Below are 26766 nucleotides of genomic sequence, written 5' to 3'. Positions count from 1 at the left end.
GGAGTCCTGAGGGGTGTCGTGCCCGCCGCGGGATGGCGAAAAAATGGGCAGAAATCGAGGCCGACAAGCCTAGCAACCCGCCTGCCGCCGAGCAAGGAAAAAACTAGCTGAACCCGCGTCTTCACAGGCTTTCGGCCTGATCGGGCATCACCCGGTTCTGGCCCTGAGCGGCACCAGCGGGTAACCTTTGCGCCGTCGGGCGCCCAAGGGCGCCGTTTGCTTGCCCGCTGAACCGGGCTGGCCCACCCCAAAATTCACCGCATAGGCTTACATCGATGTCCGCTCTGATCTGTGGTTCTCTTGCCTTCGACACCATCATGGTGTTTCCGGACCAGTTCAAGAATCACATCCTGCCGGACAAGGTGCACATCCTGAACGTGTCCTTCCTGGTGCCGCGCATGCGCCGCGAGTTCGGCGGCTGCGCCGGCAACATCGCCTACAACCTGCACCTGCTGGGCGGCCAGCCGATCCCGATGGGCACCGTGGGTTCGGACTTCGGCCCGTACCGCGAGTATTTCGAAGGCCTGGGCATCGACCTGTCGCGCGTGCGCGTGATCGATGAGCTGTTCACCCCGCAGGCGTTCATCACCACCGACCACGACAACAACCAGATCACCGCCTTCCACCCGGGCGCGATGATGCGTTCCTACGAGAACCATGTGCGCGGCGTGCCGGGCGTGACCCTGGGCCTGGTCGGCCCGGATGGCCGCGAAGGCATGATCCAGAACGCGCAGGAATTCCACGAGGACGGCATCCCGTTCATCTTCGACCCGGGCCAGGCCATGCCGCTGTTCAACGGCCCCGAGCTGCGCGCCTTCATCGACCAGGCCGACTACGTGGTGGTCAACGACTACGAGTCGAACCTGCTGCAGGAACGCACCGGCTGGGACGAAAAGGAGATCGTCAGCCGGGTCAAGGCCTACATCACCACCCGCGGCCCGAAGGGCGCGGTCATCCACACCCCGGAAAAGAGCTACGACATCCCGCCGGCGCACGAGCGCCGCGTGGTCGACCCGACCGGCTGTGGCGACGCCTTCCGCGCCGGCCTGATCTACGGCATCCAGAAGGGCTACGACTGGCTGACCATCGGCCGCATGGGCAACCTGATGGGCGCACTGAAGGTCGAGCACCCAGGCACGCAGAACCAGCGCTTCACCTTCGATGAGTTCAACGAGCAGTTCAAGCAGCAGTTCGGTTACGCGCTGGGCGCGTAAACCGAACTGCCCGCGCATCGCTCGGTGGGTGTCGACCTGGGTCGACACTGCCGGCCGGCGGCCGGCACTACCGGAACTTCCGACCGACACGTTGCCTGCTCTGTAGAGCCGAGCCCATGCTCGGCTTGCGCGCGCCTGCGCGATCTGACCGCAGGGCAGCCGAGCGTGGGCTCGGCTCTACACGGTCATGCGGCCTGCCAGGCCGCCAACAGCGCGCGGCAATCGGCGAAATGCCAGTCGGCACGGCCGGGCCACGGGTTTTCCGGCAGGTTGACCAGCACGGTATGGGCGCCCGCGGCGCGGCCGCACTCCAGGTCGTAGGCGTGGTCGCCGACCATCACCGCCTCCCTCGCTGCAATGCCCCAGCGCCGCAGGTGCTGCTGCAGGCCATCCGGCGAGGGCTTGGGCACCGCTTCATCACGGCCGACGATGTCGGCATCATCGAACAGTTCCCCGACCCCGATCGCGTCCAGCGTCAGCTTCGCCAGCGCATGATCGTTGCGGGTCAGGATGCCCAGCCGGCAACCGTCGGCTGCCAGCGCACGCAGCAGCGTCACCGCACCCGGCGCCGGCAGCGCCTCCTCGGCCAGCACACGTTCGTGATCCAGCAGCCACTCAGGCTTGGCCTGCGCCGGCGCATCCGGCAACGCTGCGATATGGTCCAGGATGTCCTCCTCGGCCGCGATCTGCAGCGCACGGCGGATCGCGGCGAAATCATGCACGGCGACGGTCAGCGTGCCATCCATGTCGAAGACCCAGTGCCGGATCGCGGACAACGCGTGCACTGCGCTGCCCGTCGCGATCATCACTGCCACCACTGCGGCATGCGACTGGCGTCGACACCGCCGGTCTCGAACACGGCCGTACGCGTGCCGCCAGCCTTGACCGGGAACTCGATGCTGATCGACTTGCCCTTGCGCGCCAGCTTCCACAACGCCTTCTGGTCGGTGATGAACAGGGCGATGGCTTCATCGGTCTTCGGGCGCCAGGCCGCCATCGACACCGGCTTGCCATCGTCCACGGTCACCTTCACCGTGCACTGCGGGCAGCGGAAATCGCCGGCCTGCAGCACCAGGTAAGCGTGCCGCTTCCACTCCGGGTGATCGCGGAACACCAGCTGCACCGGCTTGGCGCCGCTGCCATCCACGTCCACCCGTTCCTTGCTGTAGATCTGCGCCGAAACCTGGTTGCCCTTGTTGCCCACCGGGATCTGGTTGTACTGCCACAGCGCCTGCATGCGGCGCAGGTCGCGCGCGGCATCGCCCTTGGCCTTGACCTCGTCGAAGCCCGCGGCGATGCGCTCGGCGGCGGCGGTGTCCTTGTACTGGTCCAGCAGCGAGGCGCCATGCAGGCGCGCGCGTTCCCAGTCCTGCGCGGCCACGGCCATGTCGTACTGCTTGGCCACGTCCTCGGCCTTGGCTTCCTTCTGCGCCTGCACGGCGGCCGCGGCGGCTTCCTGCGCCTTGCGCTCTTCCTCGGGGTTGCTGCAGGCGGCCAGGGCCAGGGTGCAGGCGGTGAGCAGGATCAGTCGTTTCATGGCGGAGGTCCTATGCGAGTGCATCCCGATTCTATCGGCAGCGAAAAGCGGATACAGCAACGGCGGGTTTCCCCGCCGTAGCTGGTGAAGCAGTGACCGGTTGCCGGCCAGCGGCCGGCACCACCGGTTACTTGGCTTCAGCCTTGGCCAGCATGTCCTGGACCGAGGCCGTGGTGATCGGGTGGTAGCCCGGCTTGGCCTTTTCAAAGGCCTGCTTGGCCAGCTCCAGCCCCTTCGGGGTCTTCACCAGTTCGGCGTAGATCGGCAGGATCAGCTTGCGACGGCCGACGCGCTCGATGAACGCGGCAGCACCTTCATTGGCCTGCTCGTAGCCGCTGCGGATCGCCAGCGGGTACCAGCGCATGGCGATCTCACCATTCGGGGTGCCGGTGAAGTGGAACGCCTTGTCCAGCGTGGCCAGCTTGTCCAGCGGCTGGGTCGCACCCAGGCCGTCGATGAAGCGCACCCATTCCTGCGTGCTCCAGTCGGCGATGACCTGGCTGCTCGGCACGGTGCCGGCGCTGGCGAAGGCAATGCGCGCGGTATCGACGCTGCTGAAGTTGCGCGACTGCGCCTTGGCCGCGAACGCCGGAATGCCCGGCTCGTCCAGCCACGCCTTCAGTTCGGCCTCGGTCACTGCCGAGGGATTCTTCGGCAGCAGGTTCTTCTTCATGTACGCGACGAACTGGTCGGTGTTCGCGCTCTGGAAGGCATGGTCATCGAACCAGCCGCGCAGGAACGGATCGAAGGTCTCGCGGCCGAAGCGCTGCTCCAGGAATTCCAGGAACCACGAACCCTTGACGTAGGCGACCTGGCTGAGGGCTTCGTCGGGGTCACGCTCGTTCAGCGGCGGCAGCGCCAGCGCCTGGTCGGCCGGGCTCATGTCCTTCACTTCGGCCAGCAGGTCGGTCTGGTCGATCTGCTTCTCCATCTCGGCCATCTCCTTGCCGTACAGGGCTTCGGTGATGCGGCCCTGGACGTAGGTGGTGAAGCCTTCATTGAGCCAGATGTCCTTCCAGCTGGCGTTGGTCACCAGGTTGCCCGACCAGCTGTGCGCCAGTTCATGGGCGACCAGCGAGACCAGCGACTTGTCACCGACGATCACGGTCGGGGTGGCGAAGGTCAGGCGCGGATTCTCCATGCCGCCGAACGGGAACGACGGCGGCAGCACCAGCATGTCGTAGCGGCCCCAGCGGTATTCGCCGTACAGCTTCTCGGCGGCACCGATCATCTTCTCGGTGTCTTCGAATTCCTTGGCCGCCTTGTTGACCATGGTCGGCTCGGCCCAGACACCGGAGCGGCCGGAGATCGGCTCGAACACCAGGTCGCCGGCGGCGATGGCCAGCAGGTAGGACGGAATCGGCTGCGGCATCTTGAAGGTGTAGTCACCGTCACGCGCGGCCTTCGGATCGTTGTCGGCACTCATCAGCACCATCACGTCCGGGCGCGAGACCACGTGCGCGCTGTAGGTGAAACGCACGCTCGGGGTGTCCTGCAGCGGCACCCAGGAACGGGCGTGGATGGCCTGCGACTGGCTGAACATGAAGGGCAGCTTCTTGCCCTCGGTCATCGACGGCGCCAGCCACTGCAGGCCCGAGGCGGTCGGTGCGGTGTGGTAGGTCACTTCCACCTTGGCCGGCTGTTCCGGGGTCTCGATGGTCAGCTTGCTGCCGAACACCTTGTCGACCGGGGCCAGCGCGAACTGCAGCGGGCTGCGCGCGCCATCGGCACCGACGGCCTCGACCTTGGACACGGTCAGCTCGCGGGTGTCGAGCACCAGCTGCCTGGCGTCCTTCTGCTTCCATTCCAGGGTGTAGGTGGCGGTGCCGCCGATCTGCTTCTGGTCGAAGTCCAGCTTCAGATCCAGCGCGATGTCCTTGATGACGACCTTGTCCGGCTCGGCGTACGAGCTTTCGTCGTGGCTGCGGTTCTCGGCGTTCACGGGGGCGGCGGGGGCCTTTGCGGCAGTCGGGGCGGCGGCGGGCGCGGCCGCCTCCTGGGAGCAGCCGGCGGCCAGGGCCACGGCCAGCGGAAGGAGCATCAGCGGATTACGCATGAATCGGGACCGTTACGGGGATCAAACCCCAATGGTACCTCCCTCCGGCCGCGCAGGCGTTGCGCGGTGCGGGGTAATGCAGGCCGGGGCCGTTCCTGCGCCTCCGGCGCATGCCAACCAAGGTTGGCATCTACAGGTAGGTGCCAACCTTGGTTGGCATCTACAGGCAGGTGCCCACCTTGGTTGGCACGGATCCATCAACGCACGCGGCAGGCCCGTGCCGACCAAGGTCGGCACCTACCAGAGCGGATGACCGCAGCGGGCGAGTGCCAACCAAGTTGGCACCCACCAGAGCAGGGCTTACAGCTTGTAGCCGGAGTGGATCGAGACGATGCCGCCGGTCAGGTTCTTGTAGTGGCAGCGCTCGAAGCCGGCCTGCCCCATCATCGCCTTCAGTTCGTCCTGCGGCGGGTGCTTGCGGATGCTCTCGGCCAGGTACCGGTAGCTGTCCGAATCGTTGGCGAACAGCTTGCCCAGCTTGGGCAGGATCTTGAACGAGTGGAAGTCGTAGATCGGCTTGAACCAGTCCGCGGTGACTTCGGAGAATTCCAGCACGCGGGCCTGGCCGCCCACCTTCAGCACGCGGTACATCTCGCGCAGGCCAGCGTCCTTGTCGGTCACGTTGCGCAGGCCGAAGGCAATGGTGACCAGATCGAAGCTGTTGTCCGGGAACGGCAGGGCTTCGGCGTTGCACTGCACGTAGTCCAGGCCGAGCACGAGGCCGCGGTTGGTCAGGCGGTCACGGCCGACCGACAGCATGCCGGCGTTGATGTCGCCCAGCACCACCGAGCCCTCGGCGCCGACGCGCTCCTTCAGCAGGGCGGCGATGTCGCCGGTGCCGCCGGCCAGGTCGAGCACGCGGTCGCCCGGCTTCACCTGCGCGGTGGCCACGTAGTAGCGCTTCCACGCCCGGTGCACGCCCAGGCTCATCAGGTCGTTCATCAGGTCGTAGTTGCGCGCGACCGAGGTGAACACCTGGCCGACCAGCTTCTGCTTGTCCTTGGCGGCGACGTCGCGGAACCCGAAATGGGTGGTACCGGCTTTGTAGGGGGATTCGCTCATGGCCCCGATTATCGCACCGCCGGGGGCCAGCGGCACCCCCTGCCCGTATGATGGCGGGCCACGACTTACCGGAGCCCCGCATGATCACCACGCCCGACTACCAGGCCCTGCTGCAGACCGCCATCGCCGAAGCCCGCCAGGGCCTGGCCGAGGGCGGCGTGCCGATCGGCGCGGCGCTGTACCACAACGACGGCCGCCTGCTCGGCTGCGGCCACAACCGCCGCGTGCAGGAAGGCGACCCGTCGGTGCATGGGGAAACCGACGCCTTCCGCAAGGCCGGCCGCCAGCGCCGTTACCAGGACACCATCATGGTCACCACCCTGGCCCCGTGCTGGTACTGCTCGGGGCTGGTGCGCCAGTTCAACATCGGCACCGTGGTGGTGGGCGAATCGCGCACCTTCCAGGGCGGCATCGACTGGCTGCGCGAAAACGGCGTCAACGTGATCGACCTGGACAACCAGGAATGCGTGGACCTGCTGGGCGATTTCATCAGCCGTCATCCCGACATCTGGAACGAGGACATCGGCGAATGAGCCACGCGCGCTCGTCTCTGCAACACATTTAATGAACGCTTCAGCGCCGGTGCGCCCTTGTGCCGGCGGCCTTTGCGGGCATCGGCGTGACCGCGCGCACAGTCAGCCAGGCCACGCGCACACATTGCGGTAACACCCCACGCGGCTGACACGCCTACGGTGGGTTCACCGGGGCACCCTTTCCCCGGCGGAGCCAGCCATGTGCGCGCACGCCGTACGCCCTACGACAGACCCGATCCTCGATCCGATCCGCGAACGCTTGCAGCAGCAATATGCGCTGCACCGGCGCGGCGCGCCGTTCTGGACTGCCTATCAGCACATGCAACTGGAGCTGGTCCGCCGCCACCCGCTCGACCACGAACGCCTGTGCAATGCGATGGCCACTCTGGCCGAAGACCTCGGTGCGGTCGAACATGCGCAGTTGATCGGCCATGCCAACGCAGGCTCCACATCCCGCTGACGCGGCATGCACCGCCATATACGCCACACTCGGATGAACCCCCACTCCCTTTCCACTCAACCGAACTGGATTGTCATGCACGCTGAAGTCCCCACCATTCCTCCGGTCATCAACGTTGACGCCGAGCTTGACCACTGGCGCCGCCAACATGCCGAAGGCGCACTGCCGCACAACTCGTTCGGCTCGTACGTGCCGTGGATCAAGTTCGCCTGTGATTCGCTGATCACCCAGCCGCGCGCCAGCGAGGCCGAACGTGACGAGATGTTCCAGACCCAATACGCCCTGCAGATCATGCCGCGGCTGAGCGAAGCCCAGGCCCGTGAGTTCGTCGACCGTTGCTGGCAGCACGTCTACCAGAGCAGCCCGGTGCGCAGCCTGCAGGCGCCACGACTGCAGCGCATGCGCGCCTGACCGCCGCTGCACAACCCCTGCACGGGCCACTGCCGATCATCCTCGTCACCTGAGTGGGACGACGACGATGAAAGCACGCAACCTGTTCAATACGATCGCCAAGAAGGCCGCGGCCGCCACCGGCTCGCCGTGGACCTTCCTGGCTGCAGTAGCGATCGTGGTGATCTGGGGCATCAGTGGCCCGGTGTTCGGTTTCAACGACACCTGGCAGCTGGTGATCAACACCGGCACCACCATCATCACCTTCCTGATGGTGTTCCTGATCCAGCACACGCAGAACGCGGATACTGCCGCGATGCAGATCAAGCTGGACGAGCTGATCCGGGCGACGGCCGAAGCCAACAACGAACTGTTGGATCTGGAAGAACTGGATGAAGCGCGCCTGGAAGAGATCCGCGCCGAGTACGAGCAGATGGCGCGCGAAGCCGGCGATGCGCTGGCGCGCGTTCGCGCCTGCCATGCGGCGCGGCGCGACGATGAAGCGGTATAGCAGGCCTCCGAATGACAATGCCGGCCAAGGGCCGGCACTACCCTCGATCTCCAGGTAGGTGCCAACCTTGGTTGGCACCTACCAGAAGCACTGCTTACCCGCGCTCGTGCCAGCCGCCGCCCAGCACCTTGTACAGGGTGATGCGGTTGGCCTGCTGCGCCAGCTGCGCCTGCAGCTGGGTCTGCTGCGCGTTGTAGGCGGTACGCCGCGCGTCAAGCAGGGTGACAAAGCTGTCCAGCCCCGCGTCGTAGCGTGCCTGCGACAGGCGATTGGCCTGTTCGGCCGCTTCCACCAGGCGCTGCTGTGAACTCACCTGCTCATCCAGGCTGACATTCAACGCCAGCGCATCGGCCGTTTCGCGGAATCCCACCTGGATCGACTTCTCGTACTGCGCCAGTGCGATATCACGATCCGCGTTGGCGATGGCCAGGTTGGCGCGCAGCTTGCCGCCCTGGAAGATCGGCAGGGTGATCTTCGGCAGGAAGCTCCACACACGGGTGCCGCTGTCGAACAGGTTGGACAGTTCGCTGGAGCCGCTGCCGATGCTGCCGGTCAGCGAGATGCTCGGGAAGAACGCTGCGCGTGCCGCACCGATGTTGGCATTGGCGGCCAGCAGCTGGTGTTCAGCGGCCATGATGTCCGGGCGCTGCAGCAGCACGTCGCTGGGCAGGCCGGCCGGCGGCGGGGCCAGCGCCAGCAGCTGCGGTTCGATGCTGTCCGGCAGCAGTGCCGGATCGAGCTGGCCACCGGCCAGCAGCGCCAGTGCGTTGCGGTCCTGGGCCAGCTGGCCGCGCAGGCGCGCGGCATCGGTGCGTGCGGTCTCGACCAGGGTACGGGTCTGGGTCAGCTCCAGCGCCGAACTGCCGCCGCGTTCGTGGCGGGCCTCGGCCAGGCGCAGCGAATCCTCGTAGGTCTTCAGCGTGGCATCGGCGATCTTCAGCCGCTGCGCATCAGCCCCATAGGTCAGCCACGCGGTGGCGGTCTCGGCCACCAGGCTCAGCTGCGCGTTGCGGCGGTTGGCAGCCACGGCGAAGTACTGCTGCAGCGCCGCCTCGCTGAGGTTGCGCACGCGACCGAACAGGTCCAGCTCGAACTCGGCCACACCCACGCCCGCGCTGAACTGCTCGGTGACACCGGCATCGGTACCACGGCGGTCCATCTGGCCGGTCACGGCCACGCCGGGCACGCGATCGGCGCGCTGCACGCGGTACTGGCCACGCGCGCGCTCGACATTGAGCACGGCCACGCGCAGGTCGCGGTTGTTCTGCAGCGACTGCTCGATCACCTGCTGCAGGCGCGCATCGGTGAAGAAATCGCGCCAGCCGACGGCGGCGACATCGGCCACCTCGCCCTGCGCGGCCTCGGCCGGCCACTGCGCAGGAATCGCCGGAGCGACGGCGGTGTTCTTCGGCGCCAGGGTGGAGCAGCCGGCCAGCGCGAGCGTGGCGGCAATGGAGAGGAACAGGGATGCACTTTTCATGGGGATCACTTCCATCGGTACTGCCGGATGGCAGGAGGCAGTGCCGGCCAGCGGCCGGCACTACCGTTTCGATAACGCCAGCCTGAGGCCGGCATGACCGTTTCAGGTCACGTCGTGGATCTGCGCTTGAACACGCGCTGCACCACCACGAAGAACAGCGGCACGAAGAACACGCCGAGCACGGTGCCGACGATCATGCCGCCGAGCACGCCGGTGCCGATCGCCTGCTTGGCGCCGGAGCCGGCACCGGTGGAGATCGCCAGCGGTACCACGCCCATGCCGAAGGCCAGCGAGGTCATCACGATCGGGCGCAGGCGGTCGCGCACGGCGTGCATGATCGACTCGATCAGGCTGGCGCCCTTTTCCAGGTTTTCCTTGGCGAACTCGACGATCAGGATCGCGTTCTTGCTGGTCAGGCCCACCGTGGTCAGCATCGCCACCTGGAAGTAGATGTCGCGCTCCAGGCCCTTGAAGGTGTTGGCCAGCACCGCGCCGAGGATACCCAGCGGGGCCGCCAGCAGCACCGCGGTCGGCACGCTCCAGCTTTCATACATCGCGGCCAGGCACAGGAACACGATCATCAGCGACAGCGTATACAGCAGCGGCGTCTGCGAGCCGGCCTGGCGTTCCTGGTAGGACATCGCCGTCCATTCGATGCCGAAACCCGCCGGCAGCTGCTTGGCCAGCTGTTCGATCTCGGCCATGGCATCACCGGAGGCGACACCCGGGGCCGGTTCGCCCTGGATTTCCATTGCCGACACACCGTTGTAGCGTTCCAGGCGCGGCGAACCGTAGTCCCAGTGCTTGGTAGCGAAGGCGCTGAACGGCACCATCTCACCCTTGTCGTTCTTCACGGACCAGAGATCGAAGTCCTCCGGCACCATGCGGAACGCCTGGTCGGCCTGCACGAACACGCGCTTGACGCGGCCACGATCGACGAAGTCATCGATGTACGAGCTGCCCCACGCGGCTGCCAGCGTGCCGTTGATCTGGTCGATCGACAGTCCCAGCGAGGTCGCCTTGGCCGCGTCGATGTCGATGCGGAACTGCGGCGTGTCTTCCTGGCCGTTCGGGCGTACGTTGGCCAGCTTCTTGCTGCCTGCGGCCAGGCCGAGCAGCTGGTTGCGCGCGGCCACCAGTGCCTCGTGGCCCTGGCCGCTGTTGTCCTTCAGGAAGAAGGTGTAGCCCGAGGCGGTCCCCAGCTCCGGAATGGCCGGCGGCGGGAAGGCGAAGATGAAGGCATCCTTGATCTGGCCCAGGGCCGCCATCGCACGGCCGGTGATCGGCATCACGCCATTGTCGGCGTCACGCTCGCTCCAGTCCTTCAGCTTGACGAACGCCATGCCCGCGTTCTGGCCCATGCCGGCGAAGCTGAAGCCCTGCACGGAGAACACCGAGTCCACCGCATCCTTCTCGTTCTGCAGGAAGTGGTTTTCCAGTGCCGCGATCGATTCCAGCGTGCGTTCCTGGGTGGCACCGACCGGCGCCTGCACCAGCGCCATCAGCACGCCCTGGTCTTCATTGGGCAGGAACGAGCTGGGCAGGCGCACGAACAGCACGCCCATCAGCACGAACAGCGCCGCCACGATGCCCATGAAGCGCCACGGACGGTGGATGATGCCGCGCACGCCGCGCTGGTAGCTTTCGCTGGTGCGGTCGAAGCCACGGTTGAAGCCATTGAAGAAGCGACCGGCCAGGCCACGGTGGGCGACGTGGTGCTCACCCTTCTTCAGCGGCTTGAGCATGGTCGCGCACAGTGCCGGGGTCAGCACGATCGCCACCAGCACCGACAACGCCATCGCAGAGACAATCGTGGCCGAGAACTGCCGATAGATCACGCCGGTGGAGCCGCTCATGAAGGCCATCGGCACGAACACCGCCGACAGCACCAGGCCGATACCCACCAGCGCACCGGTGATCTGGCCCATCGACTTGCGGGTCGCTTCGAGCGGCGACAGCCCTTCCTCGGACATGATGCGCTCGACGTTCTCCACCACCACGATGGCATCGTCCACCAGCAGGCCGATCGCCAGCACCATCGCGAACATGGTCAGCATGTTCACCGAGAAGCCCAGCATCGCCAGCACGCCGAAGGTACCCAGCAGCACCACCGGCACGGCGATGGTCGGGATCAGGGTGGCGCGGAAGTTCTGCAGGAACAGGTACATCACCACGAACACCAGCACGATCGCTTCGATCAGGGTCTGCACCACGCCCTTGATCGACACGCGCACGAACGGGGTGGTGTCGTACGGGATCTCGGCCTTCAGGCCGGCCGGGAAGAAGCCCTTCATGTCTTCCAGCGCGGCATCCACACCGGCCGCGGTATCCAGCGCGTTGGCGCCGGTGGCCAGGGTGACCGCCAGGCCACTGGCCGGCTGGCCGTTGTAGCGGGTGACGAAGTCGTAGGACTCGGCACCCAGCTCGACGCGGGCGACATCACCCAGGCGCAGCTCGGCACCGTCCTGCGCACCGCGCACGATGATGTTTCGGAACTGTTCCGGGGTCTGCAGGCGCGACTGCGCGTTGATGGTGGCGTTGAGCTGCTGGCCCTTCACCGACGGCGCACCGCCGAGCTGGCCGATCGCCACCTGGGCGTTCTGCGCCTTGATCGCGGCGGTCACTTCCGGCACCGACAGGCCATAGGTATGCAGCTTGTTCGGGTCCAGCCAGATGCGCATGGCGTACTTGCCACCGAACACCTGGATGTTGCCCACGCCCGGCACGCGGCTCAGGCGGTCGACGACATTGGAACCGACGTAGTCGGCGATGTCGTTGGCGTCCATGCTGCCGTTCTCGGACACGAACGCGATGACGTTCAGGAAGCCCGAGCTGGACTTGGCCACGTTGATGCCCTGCCGCTGCACTTCCTGCGGCAGCAGCGGCATGGCCAGCTGCAGCTTGTTCTGCACCTGCACCTGGGCGATATCCGGGTTGGTGCCGCTCTCGAAGGTCAGGGTGATGGTGGCCTGGCCGTTGGACGAGCTGTTGGAGGAGAAGTAGATCAGGCCATCAAGGCCCTTCATGTTCTGCTCGATGATCTGCGTCACCGAGTCCTCGACCACCTTGGCCGATGCACCCGGGTAGGTGGCACTGATTTCCACCGCCGGCGGTGCGACGTTGGGGTACATCGAGACCGGCAGCTTGAACAGCGCCAGGCCGCCGGCGAGCATGATGATGATGGCGATCACCCACGCAAAGATGGGTCGATCGATGAAAAAGCGTGCCATGGGGTTCTCCGCTTACTTCGCGTCGCCGGCCGGGGCGGCAGGCTGGGCGGCTGCCGCCGGCTTGGCCGGTGCGTCGCCCTTCTCGGTGGCCTTGACCGGCATGCCGGGGCCGATCTTCTGCAGGCCTTCGACGATGACCTTGTCACCGGCCTTCAGGCCGTCCTCGACCAGCCACTTGTCGCCGACCGTGCGGCTGACCTTGACCGGGCGCACTTCGACCTTGTTGTCCTTGCCGACCACCATCGCGGTGGTGTCGCCCTTCGGATCGCGCGCGATGCCCTGCATCGGCACCAGCACCGCGTCGCTGCGCACGCCGCCGCCGATCACCGCACGCACGTACATGCCCGGCATCAGCAGGCCGTCCGGGTTGTCCACCTTCACGCGCAGGCCGAAGCTGCCGGTGGTCGGATCGACGCTGACTTCGGAGAACTCCAGCGTGCCCTTGTGCTCGAAGGTGCTGCCGTCTTCCATCAGGATGCTGACCGGCAGGGTCTGGTTGTCCTGCAGGCGGCCGGCGGCCAGTTCGCGGCGCAGCTGCAGCAGCTCGGCCGAGGACTGGGTCAGGTCGACATAGATCGGGTCCAGCTGCTGCACGGTGGCCAGTGCGTTGGCCTGGCCGGCGCTGACCAGCGCACCCTGGGTGACGCTGGACTTGCCGATGCGGCCGCTGATCGGCGCGGTGATGCGGGCGTAGCCCAGGGTGACGTTGGCCGCATCCAGCGAGGCCCTGGCGGCACCGACGTCGGCCTCGGCCTGCTTCTGCGCGGCGACGGCGTTCTCCAGGTCCTGCTGGCTGACCGCATCGACCTTGGCCAGCTCGGTGATGCGCTTGGCACTCAGGCGCGCGGCATTGGCGGTGGCTTCGGCGCGGGCCAGCTGGGCGCGGGCGTTGTTGGCCTGGGCCCGGTAGCTGGCATCGTCGAGCTGGTACAGCGGCTCGCCGGCCTTGACCATGCCGCCCTCGGTAAACAGGCGCTTGGCCACGATGCCATTGACCTGCGGGCGCACTTCGGCGACCAGGAAGGCATTGGTACGGCCCGGCAGTTCGCGGGTCAGGCCCACGGTCTCGGACTTCAGCGTGACCACGGTGACGTCACCCGGGCCCTGCTCGGGGGCCTGGGGTTGGCCGCCGCAGGCAGCCACGGTCGCGGCGATTGCCAGCGACAGTGCAAAGGGTCGGATTCGGCTCAGCAACATGACGGAAAGGCTCTTGGAGGAAGGAATCTCAGAGGGAGCTGATATCGATGGACGTTCCCCTTCCGGTGAAAGCCCGCAGATCGCGCCCACCCGGGTGGAGTGGGCGCCGGACCGGCCTGCCACGCACACGACGGGAATGATGGGTGCGAAATATACATACATGCTTGTTTGTTTGTAAACCGGTACAATTCAGCCACGTTTCACCCGCACTCGTACCCACACCCATGGCCCGCAAGACCAAAGAGGACACCCAGGCAACCCGGGAAGGCATCCTTGACGCCGCCGAAGCCTGCTTCCATGAACACGGCGTGGCCCGTACCACGCTGGAGATGATCGGTGCCCGCGCCGGCTACACCCGTGGCGCGGTCTACTGGCACTTCAAGAACAAGAGCGAGGTGCTGGCCGCCATCGTCGAGCGCGTGCACCTGCCCTTCATGCAGGAACTGGAGCGCACCTCCACCGACCAGCGCGACACCCCGGTGCACGACCTGCGCGCGGTAATGGTCCACTCGTTCATCGAGCTGTCCGAGGACGAGCGCCTGCGCAAGACCATGGAGATCATGCTGCGCAGTGATGCGTCGGCGGACACCAGGGTGCTGACCGAAATGCAGCAGGCCGGATTCCGCGATGCGCTGGACCGGATGGAGCGTGCCCTGCGCCGCGCCCGCGATCTGGGCCAGCTGCGCGAAGGCGCCGACCCGAAAATCGCCGCGCGCATGCTGCACGCCACCGTGCTGGGCGTGCTGCACGGCGCGATGGTCGAACCGGAACTGATGGACCTCAAGCGCGACGGCATGCTCGCGCTGGACATGACCCTGGCCGCCTACGTGAAGGATGGTGTGTTCGTTCCCGGCACCGTCCCCGAGCCGCTGCCCGAGGCGTGAACGAGGCTGCTCCCATCACTGCGGCCCCCCCTGCAAGGGCAGATCGATGATCCTGGACAACGTGGTGTGGGGCTTCATCGGGTGTGGCAGCGTCACCGAGAAGAAGAGCGGACCGGCCCTGGCCAACACGCCGGGCTCACGGGTGGTGGCGGTCATGCGCCGCAATGCCGCATTGGCCGAAGACTATGCACGCCGCCACGCGATTCCGCGCTGGTACGCGGACGCCGATGCACTCATCGCCGATCCGGAGGTGAACGCGGTCTACGTTGCAACACCGCCCTCCACGCACATGCACTACGCATTGCAGGCGATTGCTGCGGGCAAGCCGGTCTACATCGAAAAGCCGATGGCCATGGACCACGACGAGTGCCAGCGCATCATCGCGGCCAGCGCCCGCAGCGGCGTGCCCGTGTTCGTGGCCTACTACCGCCGTGCCCTGCCCCGCTTCGCACAGGTGAAGCAGCTGCTGGACGACGGCGCGATCGGCACAGTGCGCGGCGTGCGCGCCACCCTGCACCGGCCGCATTCAGTGGATGCCGCATCGCCTGACTTCTGGCGGACCAACCCCGCGATCGCCGGCGGCGGGCTGTTCGTCGACCTGGGCTCGCATACCCTGGACCTGCTCGACCATCTGCTGGGGCCGCTGAGCGATGTGCGTGGCCTGGCCAGCTCGTTGACCGGCGCCTACGCCGCCGAGGACAGCGTCTCGATGTGCTTCCGCGCCGGGACGGGGACACACGGCATCGCGCAATGGAGCTTCTGCGCGTTCCGCCGCCAGGATCAGATCGAGATCACCGGCGACCGTGGGCAGCTGCGCTTTGCCACCTTCGAGGACGTTCCGGTGGAGCTGGAAACCGAAGCGGGCGTGCAGGCCTTCGACATCCCGAACCCGTCGTCGATCCAGCAGCCGTTGATCGCCTCCCTCGTCGACGAACTGCGCGGCAACGGGCACTCGCCCTCGAACGGCATCAGCGCCGCCCGCACCAGTGCAGTGATCGACCAGGTGCTGCGGGACTACCGCACCCGGCAATCGCACTGACCGCACAGGAAAAAGGCCACCTTGCGGCGGCCTTTTCTGCTGCAGTGGGCGGGGTCAGCGCCCTCGCCACGGCGAGGGATCCGACCCCACCGGGCATTACAGGATGTAGCGGCTCAGGTCCGGGTCCTGCACCAGCTCACCCAGGTGCTTGTCCACGTAGGCGCTGTCGATGGCCAGGGTTTCGCCGTCGCGGTCCGGTGCCTCGTAGCTGAGCGAATCCAGCAGGCGCTCCAGCACCGTATGCAGGCGACGCGCGCCGATGTTTTCCTGGCGTTCGTTCACCTGGAAAGCGATCTCGGCCAGACGATCAATGGCATCGGCAGTGAAGCTGACCTTGACGCCTTCGGTGGCCAGCAGTGCTTCGTACTGCTTGGTCAGCGCGGCCTTCGGTTCGGTCAGGATGCGCACGAAATCGTTCTTGCTCAGCGCACCCAGCTCCACGCGGATCGGGAAGCGGCCCTGCAGCTCCGGAATCAGGTCGCTGGGCTTGGCCAGGTGGAACGCGCCCGACGCGATGAACAGGATGTGGTCGGTCTTGATCGTGCCGTACTTGGTGGACACGTTGGAGCCTTCCACCAGCGGCAGCAGGTCACGCTGCACGCCTTCGCGCGACACGTCACCACCACCCACGTTGTCGCCACGCTTGGCGACCTTGTCGATCTCGTCGATGAAGACGATGCCGTGCTGCTCGCAGGCCTCGATCGCGGCGGTGCGGATGTCGTCCTCGTTGACCAGCTTGCCCGCTTCTTCCTCGATCAGCAGCGGGCGCGCGGCCTTGATGGTCAGCGTGCGCTTGTGCGCCTTGGCGCCGCCGCCGAGGTTGGCGAACATCGACTTCAGCTGCTGGCCCATTTCCTCCATGCCCGGCGGGGTCATGATGTCCATGCTGACGTTTGCGGCCAGGTCGAGTTCGATCTCGCGCTCGTCCAGCTCACCGTTGCGCAGCATCTTGCGGAACTTGATGCGGGTCTCGTTGTCCTGCGCCGACGGCTCGTTGCGGGCGACTTCCGGATCGAAGCCGATGCCACCGCTGCGGCGCGGCAGCAGCGCATCCAGGATGCGGTCTTCGGCACGCTCTTCGGCCTGGGTGCGTACGCGCACCTTGGCCTGTTCGCGATAGAGCTTGACCGCGGTATCGGCCAGGTCACGGATGATCTGCTCGACGTCCTTGCCGACGTAGCCGACTTCGGTGAAGCGGGTGGCTTCGACCTTCACGAACGGTGCGTTGGCCAGCGTGGCCAGGCGGCGCGCGATCTCGGTCTTGCCGACGCCGGTCGGGCCGATCATCAGGATGTTCTTCGGCATCACTTCATTGCGCAGCTCGGGCACCAGCTGCATGCGGCGCCAGCGGTTGCGCAGGGCGATGGCCACGGCGCGCTTGGCGTCGTGCTGGCCGACGATGTGCCGGTCCAGTTCCTGCACGATCTCGCGCGGGGTCATGGTGGCGGAGGAAACTTCGATCTTCGACATGGATGTGCTCACGGATTCTTTGTCGGTAGTGCCGGCCGCTGGCCGGCAACCAGGCACGCGTGCGGGGAATCATGAGGTTGCCGGCCAGCGCCCGACGCTACCCTCACAGCTCCTCGACCACCACGTTGCGGTTGGTGTAGATGCAGATGTCGCCGGCGATGCCGATCGCTTCGCTGGCGATGGTGCGCGCATCCAGTTCGGTGTGCGCCATCAAGGCGCGTGCGGCCGACAGTGCATACGAGCCACCCGAGCCAATGGCGATGATGCCGTCCTCCGGCTCGATCACATCGCCGGTGCCGCTGATGATCAGCGAGGTTTCCTTGTCGGCCACCGCCAACAGGGCTTCCAGCTTGCCGAGGCGGCGCTCGGTGCGCCAATCCTTGGCCAGTTCGACCGCAGCACGCTGCAGCTGGCCATGCTTTTCCAGCTTGGCCTCGAACAGCTCGAACAAGGTGAAGGCATCGGCGGCGGCACCGGCGAAGCCGGCCAGCACCTGGCCATCACGGCCGAGGCGGCGCACCTTGCGCGCGTTGCCCTTCATCACGGTGTGGCCCAGCGTGACCTGGCCGTCGCCGGCAATGGCCACGTGCTCGCCGCGACGGACGCAGACGATGGTGGTGGCGTGGAAAACGTTGGGGTTCTGACTGGGGTCCATGATGCCTCCGGGGTGACAGAACCAGAGGTGGGGACTGCGCTGCGCCCTTCAAGCCACCCGCGACCGGCTGCCGCAGGGGCAACGTTCAGCTTTCTCCGCTGCCCTCGTTGCTGCGTCGACGCTTCGCGCGCGGATGCGAGGCGTCGTAGACCTTGGCCAGGTGCTGGAAATCGAGGTGGGTATAGATCTGCGTGGTGGCGATGTCGGCGTGGCCCAGCAGCTCCTGCACACCGCGCAGGTCGCCGGACGATTCCAGGATGTGGCTGGCGAAACTGTGCCGCAGCATGTGCGGGTGCACGTGCTTGAACAGGCCCTGGCGCTGCGCCAGCTGGCGGATGCGGATCTGCACCGCGCGCTGGCTGATCGGCCCGTTGCGGCCGGGGAACACCGGCGAGGCCGGGCCGCCGCCACTTTCCGCGCGCCACGCCTGCAGCGCTTCGCGCGCCGGCCGGCCGAACGGCACCCGGCGCTGGCGGCTGCCCTTGCCCAGCACGTTCACCAACCCGCTGTCGAAATCCAGATCGCGCCAGGTCAGCGCGCAGACTTCGCTCAGGCGCAGGCCAGAGGAATAGAACAGTTCCAGCAACGCGCGGTCACGGCGGCCGAGCTCACCCTCCGGCTCCAGCTCGACCAGCTGCACCGCCTCATCGGCGTCGAGGACCTGTGGCAACCGGCGCGGTGCGCGCGGTGCCTTCAGCGTCGCTGCTGGGCTGACCTCGATGCGCCCGTGCTTGAGCAGCCAGGCATAGAAGCTTCGGCAGGCCGACAGGCGGCGCTGCAGGCTCTTGGCCGACAGGCCACGCCGGTGCTCGTCGGCAACGAACTGGCGCACGGCCTCGGCATCCAGTGCCTCCACCGCCACGCCACGCGGCTCGGCCCAGGCCGACAGCGCGTCCAGGTCGCGGCGGTAGGCGTCGAGCGTATGCGCCGACATCCGCCGCTCCACCTGCAGGTGCTGCAGGAAGGCCTGTACCGCGCTCATCGTCGTCGCAACCTGCTCAGCCCGGGAAGCGCTTCAGGCCAGTGACCAGCGCGTCGCCCATCATGCGCAGGAACAACGTCCCCATGCCCGGGTAGAAGCGGTTCGGGTCGTGGCTGCCGACCGCGATCAGGCCCACGCCCGGTAGCGGCAGCAGCGCGGTGGTCTGCACTTCCTCGCTGCGCACGCCGTACAGCACGGCATTCTTTTCCGGCTGCAGGCGGCCGCAGATCGGCTCGCCATCGTTCAGGCAATCGCGGAACGGGCCCAGCTGCGGATCATCCGCGGCAATCACCTGCAGCCAGTCGGCCTGTTCCAGCCCGGCCACTGGCGTGTGCACCACCAGCCGCACAAGGTCGCCGGCGAAGTCTTCCTGCAGCGAGGCGGCCATCGCGCGCAGGGTGTCAGCCGCGTTGTCCTGCTTCATCAGCGCCAGGGTCAGCTGGTGCGTGCGCACCGCCAGGCGCTCATTGACCTGGGCGGTCGCGCCCAGATCGGCCAACCGTCGTGCCAGCTCGCGGTTCTTCTCGCGCAGCACTTCCAGCTGGTAGCTGGCCAGCGACGCGGTCGGGCCGTCGTCACGCGGCACCACCAGGGTCAGGGCCAGGTCCGGGAACTGCTTGAGGAAGCCGGGATGACGCCGCAACCAGGCAGCGACTTCATGGGCCCCGAGCTTGTCGACGGTTTCGGTCATGCGATCCACTCCCCTTCGAAGACGAATGCGGTCGGGCCCGCCATCACCACCGGCTGGCCATCGCCCGGCCACTGGATGCGCAGGTCGCCACCGGGCAGGCTGATGCGGGCATCGCGCTGCAGGCGACCGCGCTGCATCAGGGTCACCGCGGCGGCACAGGCACCACTGCCGCAGGCCAGGGTCTCGCCGACACCGCGCTCGAACACGCGCAGGCGGGCGTGGGCCGGGCTCATCACCTGGGCGAAGCCCACGTTCACCGAGCGCGGGAACGACGCATGCTGCTGCAGCAGCGCACCGACGCGCTCGACCGGTGCAGCATCGACCAGGCCCACTTCGATCACCGCATGCGGGTTGCCCATCGACACCGCGGCGAAGCGTACGCTCTCGCCCTGCAGCGGCAGCAGGTATTCCTCGCGCGCGTGCGCAAAGCCCATCAGCGGCACGTTGGCCGGCTCGAAGGCGGGCACGCCCATCGTCACCGCAAACTGCCCTTCGCCCAGCACCTTCACTTCATGGCTGGCCAGCGGGCTGTCGATGACGAATGCATCGCCCTGCGCACTGCCCTCGCGCACCAGCCAGGCGGCGATGCAGCGCGCGCCGTTGCCGCACTGCTCGGAATTGGAGCCGTCGGCATTCCAGATGCGGTACGAGGCCACCGAACCGTCCGCACGCGGTGCCTCGATGGTCAGGATCTGGTCGCAGCCAACGCCGGTGTGGCGGTCGGCCAGGCGCGCGGCCAGCTCGGGCGTGGGCGGTGCGGTGCCGTCACGCAGGTCGATCACTACGAAATCATTGCCCGCGCCATGCATCTTGCTGAAACGCAGGGCCTTGGAACCGGCCTTACTCATTCCCGCTGCCCGCCTTCTTCGCGGGCGTGGGCGCCGGCTGGGTGGCCGGTGCGGCCGGCTCCACGGTCGTGGCCGGGGTGCCGCTGCCCTGGGTCTGCGGCGCGGTCGCCTCGGTGGCGGGCTCGGCAGCGGGTTCGACGGTTTCTTCCACCGGCACCGGCTTCTGCGGCAGTACCAGCGGGCCCTTGTTGCCGCAGGCGGCGAGGAGCAGCAGCGAGGCCGCTGCCAGCGGAATCAGGATGGCGTTTCGATGGGGGATCTTCATGCCCCGAGTATAGCCATTGGCGGCTGAGCGGTTGGTGCAGGGAATCGGGTGGCCGGCCAGCGGCCGGCACTACCGCCGGCGCTCAATCCGCGGGCGGTGGTGGCAGCGGCCGCGTCCACAGCCAGATTGCGACCACGGTCATGCTGCCGATCGAGAACCACTTCACCCAGGCGATCGGCACGCACCACAGCATGATGCCGGCGCATACCGCCATGGTGATCGTGGCCATCCACTTGCCGTAGCGGCTGACCGCCCCGTGTGCCTGCCAGTTGGCGATGGCCGGGCCGAAACGCGGATGCTCCAGCAGCCAGGTATGCAGGCGCTCCGAACCGCGCGAGGCGGCCCAGGCCGAGATCAGGATGAATACGGTGGTCGGCAGCCCCGGAACGAAGATGCCGACGATGCCGGTGCCCAGGCTGACGTACGCCAGCAGCCACCATGCCCAGCGAAAACGCACCACGCGCGGCGGCGTGGCGCTATCGCGGGGTGCAGATGGCTCGGGCAGGCTCATGGCCGCAAGGATACCGGTTCGGGGTGCCAGGCAGCGCCCGGCGCCCCTTCGCCGTTACGGCTGGGCGATGCCCAGCTGCTGCAGCACGAACGCGTACGACTCGGACAGTTCGCGGTAGCGCTGGAAGCGCCCCGACTTGCCGCCGTGGCCAGCTTCCATGTTGGTGCGGAACAGGATCGGGTAGTGGCCGGTGTTGTCATCACGCAGCTTGGCCACCCATTTGGCGGGCTCCCAGTACTGCACCTGCGAATCCCACAGGCCGGTACCCACGTACAGCGCCGGGTACGCCTGCTGCTTCACGTTGTCATAGGGCGAGTAGGACAGCATGTAGTCGTAATACGGCTTCTGCTCCGGGTTGCCCCACTCGTCGTATTCGTTGGTGGTCAACGGAATGGTCGGGTCGAGCATGGTGGTGACCACGTCGACGAACGGCACCTGCGCCACCATCACCCGGTAATCCTGCGGCGCCTGGTTGGCCACCGCGCCCATCAGCAGGCCGCCGGCGCTGCCACCGGACGCGGCCACGCGATCCTTCGCCGCCCAGCCCTGTGCTACCAGGCCACGGGTGACGTCGATGAAGTCGTTGAAGGTGTTCTGCTTGTGCAGCAGCTTGCCGTTCTCGTACCAGTCGCGCCCCATCTCCTGGCCGCCACGGATGTGGGCGATGGCATACACCACGCCACGATCAAGCAGGCTGACCGCGGTCTGGTTGAAGTACGGATCCATCGACATGCCGTAGCTGCCGTAGGCGTACTGGAACAGCGCGCCCTTGCCGTCCTTCTGGTAGCCCTTGCGGTAGACCAGCGACACCGGCACCTTCACGCCATCGCGCGCGGTGATCCAGACGCGGTCGGTCTCGTACTTCGAGGCGTCATAGCCGATCACCGGCTGCACCTTCAGCTGGCGACGCTCGCCGGTGGCGGTGTTCAGCTCGAACACGGTGGTCGGGGTGGTCATCGAGGTGTAGACGTAGCGCAGCCACGGCGTATCGGCCTCGGTGTTGTCGCCCAGGCCCATCGAATAGGCCGGCTCGTCGGCCTTCACGTAGTCGCTGCGCCCGTCCTTGAACAGCAGGCGGATGCGCTCCAGGCCCTCGGAACGTTCGGCGATGGCGGTGTACGTGTCGAACAGTTCGAAGCCTTCGATGAACACCGCATCGTCGTGCGCGATCCAATCCTTCCATTGCGCGCGCGAGGTGGCATCGGTCGGCGCGGTGACCAGCTTGAAGTTCTTCGCACCGTCGTTGGTGCGGATCACCCAGCGGCCGTCATGGTGGTCGGCGTCGTACTCGACATCGCGCTGGCGCGGCGCCAGCACGGTGAAGGTGGTCGGGTCGCTGGCCGGCGCGTAGCGCTCTTCCGAGGACACGGTGCTGTGCACGCCGATGGTGATGAAGCGATCGTCGCGGGTGCGGCCGATGCCCATGTAGAAGCTGTCGTCCTTCTCTTCGTAGACGACGGTGTCGGCGCTGGCCGGGGTGCCCAGCACGTGCTTCTTCACGCGCACGGTCAGCAGCGTTTCCGGATCGTTCTCGACATACAGCACGGTGCGGTTGTCGTCGGCCCAGACCAGGTCGCCGGAGCTGCCGGTGATCACATCGGGCAGCACCGTGCCGGTGGCCAGGTCCTTGAAGCGGATCGTGTACTGGCGGCGGCCGACGTCATCGTCGGCCCAGGCCAGCAGCTGGTTGTCCTGGCTGACTTCCATCGAGCCGACGCTGAAGTAGCCCTTGCCGGCGGCCATTGCGTTGACGTCCAGCAGGATTTCCTCGGCCGCCTCCATGCTGCCCTTGCGGCGCGCGTGGATGGGGTAATCCTGGCCGGTCTCGAAGCGGCTGTAGTACCAGTAGCCGCGCTCGCGCGCCGGCACGCTGGAATCATCCTGCTTGATGCGGCCGACGATCTCCTTGTACAGGGTGTCTTCCAGGGGCTTCAGCGGTGCCAGCAGCTGGTCGGCGTAGGCATTCTCTGCCTGCAGGTAGGCCAGCATGTCCTTGTTCTCGCGCTTGTCGTCGCGCAGCCAGTAATAGTCATCGTTGCGGGTCGCGCCGAACGGCGCCTTGACCACATGCGGATGCTTGGCGGCATCCGGCGGAACGGGCGGCGTGGCGGCGGTAGCAGTCGTGGTCATCAGGCTGGCGAGCAACAGGCAGAGGGTGGACTTCATGAGATAAGGCTCCTGGCGCATCAATGCAATGGTCTTCGACGGGGTCAGATCCCTTTTCCCGAAAAGGGATCTGACCCCAATCTCGGCAATGCGGCAACCCTGCGGAACGTCATGGGTTGCGCCGGCCGGCGTACCATGGGCACATGAGCACCCCGCCCCACACGCCGGGCTACAGCCGGCGCAGCCATGAAATCGCTCCGTTCCACGTGATGTCCCTGCTGGCCCGCGCGCAGGCGCTGGAACAGGCAGGCCACGATGTGATCCACCTGGAAATCGGCGAACCGGACTTCACTACCGCCGAACCCGTCGTGCGTGCCGGCCAGGCCGCACTGGCCGCCGGCCACACCCGCTACACCGCCGCGCGCGGCCTGCCGGCGCTGCGCCAGGCGATCAGCGGTTTCTACCGCAGCCACTATGGGCTGGATGTCGATCCCGAACGCATCCTGGTCACCCCGGGTGGGTCCGGTGCGCTGCTGCTGGCCAGCAGCCTGCTGGTCGATCCCGGCCGCCACTGGCTGCTGGCCGACCCCGGCTACCCCTGCAACCGCCACTTCCTGCGCCTCGTCGAGGGCGGCGCGCAGCTGGTGCCGGTCGGCCCGGACACCGCCTACCAGCTGACCCCTTCGCTGGTGGAACAGCACTGGAATGACGACAGCGTCGGCGCGCTGGTCGCCTCACCGGCCAATCCGACCGGCACCGTGCTGTCCGCCGACGAACTGGCGGCACTGTCGCAGGCCCTGCACGCGCGGGGCGGCCACCTGGTGGTGGACGAGATCTACCACGGCCTGACCTACGGCCTGGATGCGCCCAGCGTGCTGCAGGTGGACGACAGCGCGTTCGTGCTGAACAGTTTTTCCAAGTACTTCGGCATGACCGGCTGGCGGCTGGGCTGGCTGGTGGCACCGCCTGCAGCGGTACCGGACCTGGAAAAGCTGGCGCAGAACCTGTACATCAGCGCCTCCAGCATCGCCCAGCACGCCGCGCTCGCCTGCTTCAGCGAGGAATCGATGGCGATCTTCGAACAGCGCCGGGAAGCGTTCCGCCAACGCCGCGACTTCCTGCTGCCCGCGTTGCGTGAGCTCGGCTTCCGCATTGAAGTCGAGCCGCAGGGCGCGTTCTACCTGTACGCCGATGTCAGCGCGTTCACCGACGACGCGCAGGCGTTCTGCGCGCACTTCCTGGAAACCGAGCACGTGGCGTTCACCCCGGGCCTGGATTTCGGCTTCCATCGCGCCAACCAGCATGTGCGGCTGGCGTATACCCAGCAAGTACCGCGGTTGCAGGAGGCGGTGGCGCGGATCGCACGCGGGTTGAAGCGTTGGCAGGGATCACGTTGACGGCAGTGCCGGCCGCTGGCCAGCAACCCGGGAATGCCTGAATGATGCGGTTGCCGGCCAGCGGCCGGCACTACCGGTAAAGAAAAACGCCGCCCTAGGGCGGCGTTTTCCGTTCTGCTTACTTGCCGCCCAACCGCTCCCACAGGAAGCTGTAGGCCAGCGCGGACATATGCGCGGCCTGTGCGTTGTTGGCTGCGCCGCCGTGGCCCCCTTCGATGTTCTCGTAGTAGGTCACGTCCTTGCCGGCGTCGATCATCTTCGCCGCCATCTTGCGGGCGTGGCCCGGGTGCACGCGGTCATCGCGGGTGGAGGTCGTGAACAGCACCGGCGGGTAGTTCTTCTTCGCGTTGAACAGGTGGTACGGCGAGAAGGTCTTGATGAATTCCCAGTCGCTGGTATCCGGGTTGCCGTACTCGGCCATCCACGAGGCGCCGGCCAACAGGTGGCTGTAGCGCTTCATGTCCAGCAGCGGCACCTGCACCACCACCGCACCGAACAGCTCCGGGTACTGGGTCAGCATGTTGCCCGTCAGCAGGCCACCGTTGCTGCCGCCCTGCACGCCCAGGTGCTTGGCGCTGGTGATCTTGCGCTTGACCAGGTCCCGCGCCACCGCGGCCATGTCTTCATAGGCCTTGTGACGGTTCTGCTTCAGCGCCGCCTGGTGCCAGCGCGGGCCGTACTCACCGCCGCCGCGGATGTTGGCGACCACGTACACGCCGCCCTTCTCCAGCCAGGCGCGGCCCATGCCACCGGAATAGCTCGGGGTCAGCGAGATCTCGAAACCACCGTAGCCATACAGCAGGGTCGGGTTGGAGCCATCGAGCTTCATCGCCCTGTCGTGCACCACGAAATACGGCACGCGGGTGCCGTCCTTGCTGGTGGCGAAGTGCTGCTCGATCACCTTGCCCTTGGCATCGAAGAAGGCCGGCATGGTCTTCAGCGTTTCCGGTGCCTGGCCGATCTCGGCCAGGGCCAGCGTGGTCGGCGTCAGGTAATCGGTGGCGGTCAGCCACACCGCGTCGCTGTCATTGCTGTCCACCGCAGCCACGGCCAGCGTGCCGAAGGCCGGGGCGCCGACGAAGCGACTGGTCTGCCAGCCGTCGGCGCCCGGGGTCAGCACCGACAGGCGGTTCTTGACGTCGTCCAGCACGTTCAGCACCAGGTGGCTCTTGGTCCAGCTGGCACTGGCCAGCGAGGTGGTCGCGGTCGGGGTGAACAGCACGTCGAAGTCGCGCTTGCCGGCCAGGAAGTCGTCCAGCTTCGTCGCCAGCAGCGAACCGGACGCGTAGGTCTTGCCGCCCACGGTCCACGGATCGCGCAGTTCCAGGGTCAGCCACTGCTTGTGCAACCCCTTCTCGGCCGAGTTCGGCGCGTCGATCTTGGTCAGCGTGCCGTCGTCGCCACGCAGGTAGAGCTCGTTGTTGTAGAACGCCAGGGTGCGGCTGACCAGGTTGCGTTCGAAGCCCGGGGTGTCATCGTGCATCGCCGCGATGTACATGTCCTCCGGCTTGCCTTCGTACACCACGGTGGCCGAGGCCATCGGCGTGCCGCGCTTCCACAGCTTGGCCACGCGCGGGTAGCCGGAGGTGGTCATCGAGCCGGCACCGAAGTCGGTGTAGACGAACACGGTGTCGCGATCGACCCAGTTGAGGCCGCCCTTCGACTCCGGACGGAAGAAGCCGTCCTTGATCCAGGTCTTGTTGGCCAGGTCGAACTCACGGGTGACGTCGGCGTCGGCGCCGCCGCGCGACAGCGCGATCAGGCAGCGGCTGTAATCCGGGCGCAGGCAGTCGGCGCCGTGCCAGACCCAGTTCTCGCCCTCGGCCTTGTTCAGTGCATCCAGGTCGAGCACGGTCTCCCACTGCGGCGAGGCCTTGCGGTACTCGGCCAGGGTGGTGCGGCGCCACAGGCCGCGCTCGTGCTGCTGGTCCTTCCAGAAGTTGTAGTAGTAGTCACCGATCTTCTGCACGCCGGGAATCTTGGCGTCGGAGTCGAGCACCTCGCGGATGCTGGTCTCCATCTGCTTGAAGGCCGGGGTCTGCGCCAGGCGCGCCTCGGACCTGGCATTCTGTTCCTTGACCCAGGACAGTGGCTTGTCGCCGGTGACGTCCTCCAGCCAGGCGTAGCGATCGGTGTCTTCAGCGGCCACGGCGGTCCCCACCGAGGCAGCGGTCATCATGCCGGCCAGCAGGCAGGCGGAAGCGAGTCGTGACATTGCAGCTCCAGGCAGTCATAAGCCGGGGAACGC

24 protein-coding genes are annotated in these 26766 nt (G+C 66.9%); 8 read left to right on the top strand and 16 right to left on the bottom strand.

The window, feature by feature from the left end; translation table 11 throughout:
* The first annotated feature begins 275 nt into the window (after positions 1-275).
* Positions 276-1214 (top strand): carbohydrate kinase family protein, encoded by a 939-nt coding sequence (locus AC5P53_RS02745; RefSeq protein ID WP_005411078.1) that lies wholly within the window; start codon positions 276-278, stop codon positions 1212-1214.
* A 185-nt stretch (positions 1215-1399) separates the two neighbouring features.
* Here the strand turns inward: AC5P53_RS02745 and AC5P53_RS02740 are convergent, their stop codons facing one another.
* From AC5P53_RS02740 to ubiE, 4 genes are all read right to left on the bottom strand, one after another.
* Positions 1400-2020, bottom strand: a complete 621-nt coding sequence (locus tag AC5P53_RS02740) for an HAD family hydrolase (RefSeq protein ID WP_495227095.1) — start codon at positions 2018-2020, stop codon at positions 1400-1402.
* Positions 2020-2751, bottom strand: coding sequence for a hypothetical protein (locus tag AC5P53_RS02735; RefSeq protein WP_008265071.1), 732 nt, complete (start codon positions 2749-2751; stop codon positions 2020-2022). The genes AC5P53_RS02740 and AC5P53_RS02735 overlap by 1 nt, the downstream gene beginning before the upstream one ends.
* Positions 2752-2878: 127 nt before the next feature.
* Entirely contained in the window at positions 2879-4807 is a 1929-nt protein-coding gene (locus AC5P53_RS02730) for a M1 family metallopeptidase (protein ID WP_041863838.1), read from the bottom strand.
* A gap of 300 nt (positions 4808-5107) precedes the next feature.
* Complete coding sequence (ubiE, locus tag AC5P53_RS02725) at positions 5108-5869, bottom strand: bifunctional demethylmenaquinone methyltransferase/2-methoxy-6-polyprenyl-1,4-benzoquinol methylase UbiE (protein WP_134809312.1); 762 nt, start codon at positions 5867-5869, stop codon at positions 5108-5110.
* A gap of 80 nt (positions 5870-5949) precedes the next feature.
* Here ubiE and AC5P53_RS02720 point away from each other — a divergent pair, with 80 nt between their 5' ends.
* From AC5P53_RS02720 to AC5P53_RS02705, 4 genes are all read left to right on the top strand, one after another.
* Positions 5950-6402, top strand: a complete 453-nt coding sequence (locus AC5P53_RS02720) for a nucleoside deaminase (protein ID WP_005419409.1) — start codon at positions 5950-5952, stop codon at positions 6400-6402.
* 199 nt (positions 6403-6601) lie between these two features.
* The gene (locus AC5P53_RS02715) at positions 6602-6862 is read left to right on the top strand and encodes a hypothetical protein (protein ID WP_014648454.1); all 261 of its coding nucleotides are present in this window, start codon (positions 6602-6604) and stop codon (positions 6860-6862) included.
* A 75-nt stretch (positions 6863-6937) separates the two neighbouring features.
* Positions 6938-7273, top strand: a complete 336-nt coding sequence (locus AC5P53_RS02710; RefSeq protein WP_005411085.1) for a hypothetical protein — start codon at positions 6938-6940, stop codon at positions 7271-7273.
* A 67-nt stretch (positions 7274-7340) separates the two neighbouring features.
* Positions 7341-7763 (top strand): low affinity iron permease family protein, encoded by a 423-nt coding sequence (locus AC5P53_RS02705; protein WP_032961193.1) that lies wholly within the window; start codon positions 7341-7343, stop codon positions 7761-7763.
* A gap of 94 nt (positions 7764-7857) precedes the next feature.
* Here the strand turns inward: AC5P53_RS02705 and smeF are convergent, their stop codons facing one another.
* The 3 genes from smeF to smeD all read right to left on the bottom strand — a co-directional run bounded on the left by smeF (position 7858) and on the right by smeD (position 13670).
* A complete protein-coding gene (gene smeF, locus AC5P53_RS02700) occupies positions 7858-9258 on the bottom strand; it encodes a multidrug efflux RND transporter outer membrane subunit SmeF (protein WP_115444190.1) in 1401 nt (466 codons plus the stop codon).
* 92 nt (positions 9259-9350) lie between these two features.
* Positions 9351-12473, bottom strand: coding sequence for a multidrug efflux RND transporter permease subunit SmeE (gene smeE / locus AC5P53_RS02695; protein ID WP_014648457.1), 3123 nt, complete (start codon positions 12471-12473; stop codon positions 9351-9353).
* A 12-nt stretch (positions 12474-12485) separates the two neighbouring features.
* Entirely contained in the window at positions 12486-13670 is a 1185-nt protein-coding gene (gene smeD / locus AC5P53_RS02690; protein ID WP_049439978.1) for a multidrug efflux RND transporter periplasmic adaptor subunit SmeD, read from the bottom strand.
* A gap of 224 nt (positions 13671-13894) precedes the next feature.
* On the opposite strand from smeD, the gene smeT reads away from it, so the two are divergent.
* Both smeT and AC5P53_RS02680 read left to right on the top strand, forming a co-directional pair.
* Entirely contained in the window at positions 13895-14554 is a 660-nt protein-coding gene (gene smeT, locus AC5P53_RS02685; protein ID WP_049439981.1) for an efflux transporter SmeDEF transcriptional repressor SmeT, read from the top strand.
* Between the two features lie 46 nt (positions 14555-14600).
* Complete coding sequence (locus AC5P53_RS02680; protein ID WP_241887120.1) at positions 14601-15593, top strand: Gfo/Idh/MocA family protein; 993 nt, start codon at positions 14601-14603, stop codon at positions 15591-15593.
* Between the two features lie 96 nt (positions 15594-15689).
* On the opposite strand, the gene hslU is transcribed toward AC5P53_RS02680, so the two are convergent.
* The 8 genes from hslU to AC5P53_RS02640 all read right to left on the bottom strand — a co-directional run bounded on the left by hslU (position 15690) and on the right by AC5P53_RS02640 (position 23181).
* Positions 15690-17063, bottom strand: coding sequence for an ATP-dependent protease ATPase subunit HslU (gene hslU, locus AC5P53_RS02675; protein WP_014648461.1), 1374 nt, complete (start codon positions 17061-17063; stop codon positions 15690-15692).
* A gap of 103 nt (positions 17064-17166) precedes the next feature.
* Entirely contained in the window at positions 17167-17718 is a 552-nt protein-coding gene (gene hslV / locus AC5P53_RS02670; RefSeq protein WP_005411093.1) for an ATP-dependent protease subunit HslV, read from the bottom strand.
* Between the two features lie 85 nt (positions 17719-17803).
* Complete coding sequence (gene xerC, locus AC5P53_RS02665) at positions 17804-18700, bottom strand: tyrosine recombinase XerC (RefSeq protein ID WP_241887492.1); 897 nt, start codon at positions 18698-18700, stop codon at positions 17804-17806.
* 16 nt (positions 18701-18716) lie between these two features.
* The gene (locus tag AC5P53_RS02660) at positions 18717-19391 is read right to left on the bottom strand and encodes a DUF484 family protein (protein ID WP_014648463.1); all 675 of its coding nucleotides are present in this window, start codon (positions 19389-19391) and stop codon (positions 18717-18719) included.
* On the bottom strand, positions 19388-20239 hold the full coding sequence (dapF, locus tag AC5P53_RS02655) for a diaminopimelate epimerase (protein WP_164077331.1): 852 nt from the start codon (positions 20237-20239) through the stop codon (positions 19388-19390). Before dapF ends, AC5P53_RS02660 begins: the two co-directional genes overlap by 4 nt.
* Positions 20232-20504 carry an LPS translocon maturation chaperone LptM gene (lptM, locus tag AC5P53_RS02650; RefSeq protein ID WP_014648465.1) on the bottom strand — a complete coding sequence of 91 codons (273 nt, stop codon included), beginning with the start codon at positions 20502-20504 and terminating at the stop codon, positions 20232-20234. The genes dapF and lptM overlap by 8 nt, the downstream gene beginning before the upstream one ends.
* 82 nt (positions 20505-20586) lie before the next feature.
* Positions 20587-21015, bottom strand: coding sequence for a YbaN family protein (locus AC5P53_RS02645; RefSeq protein ID WP_241887493.1), 429 nt, complete (start codon positions 21013-21015; stop codon positions 20587-20589).
* 54 nt (positions 21016-21069) lie between these two features.
* Positions 21070-23181, bottom strand: coding sequence for a S9 family peptidase (locus AC5P53_RS02640; protein ID WP_049406041.1), 2112 nt, complete (start codon positions 23179-23181; stop codon positions 21070-21072).
* A gap of 143 nt (positions 23182-23324) precedes the next feature.
* Between AC5P53_RS02640 and AC5P53_RS02635 the strand changes: the two genes are divergently transcribed.
* Entirely contained in the window at positions 23325-24518 is a 1194-nt protein-coding gene (locus AC5P53_RS02635) for a pyridoxal phosphate-dependent aminotransferase (RefSeq protein ID WP_049406038.1), read from the top strand.
* Between the two features lie 118 nt (positions 24519-24636).
* On the opposite strand, the gene AC5P53_RS02630 is transcribed toward AC5P53_RS02635, so the two are convergent.
* On the bottom strand, positions 24637-26733 hold the full coding sequence (locus AC5P53_RS02630; RefSeq protein ID WP_241887495.1) for a prolyl oligopeptidase family serine peptidase: 2097 nt from the start codon (positions 26731-26733) through the stop codon (positions 24637-24639).
* Positions 26734-26766 lie beyond the last annotated feature (33 nt).

The sequence above is a fragment of the Stenotrophomonas sp. YJH_SMC_82 genome (assembly GCF_059368875.1).
The sequence above is the reverse complement of the archived record's forward strand: the minus strand, read 5'-3'. Positions and strand labels throughout refer to the sequence as shown.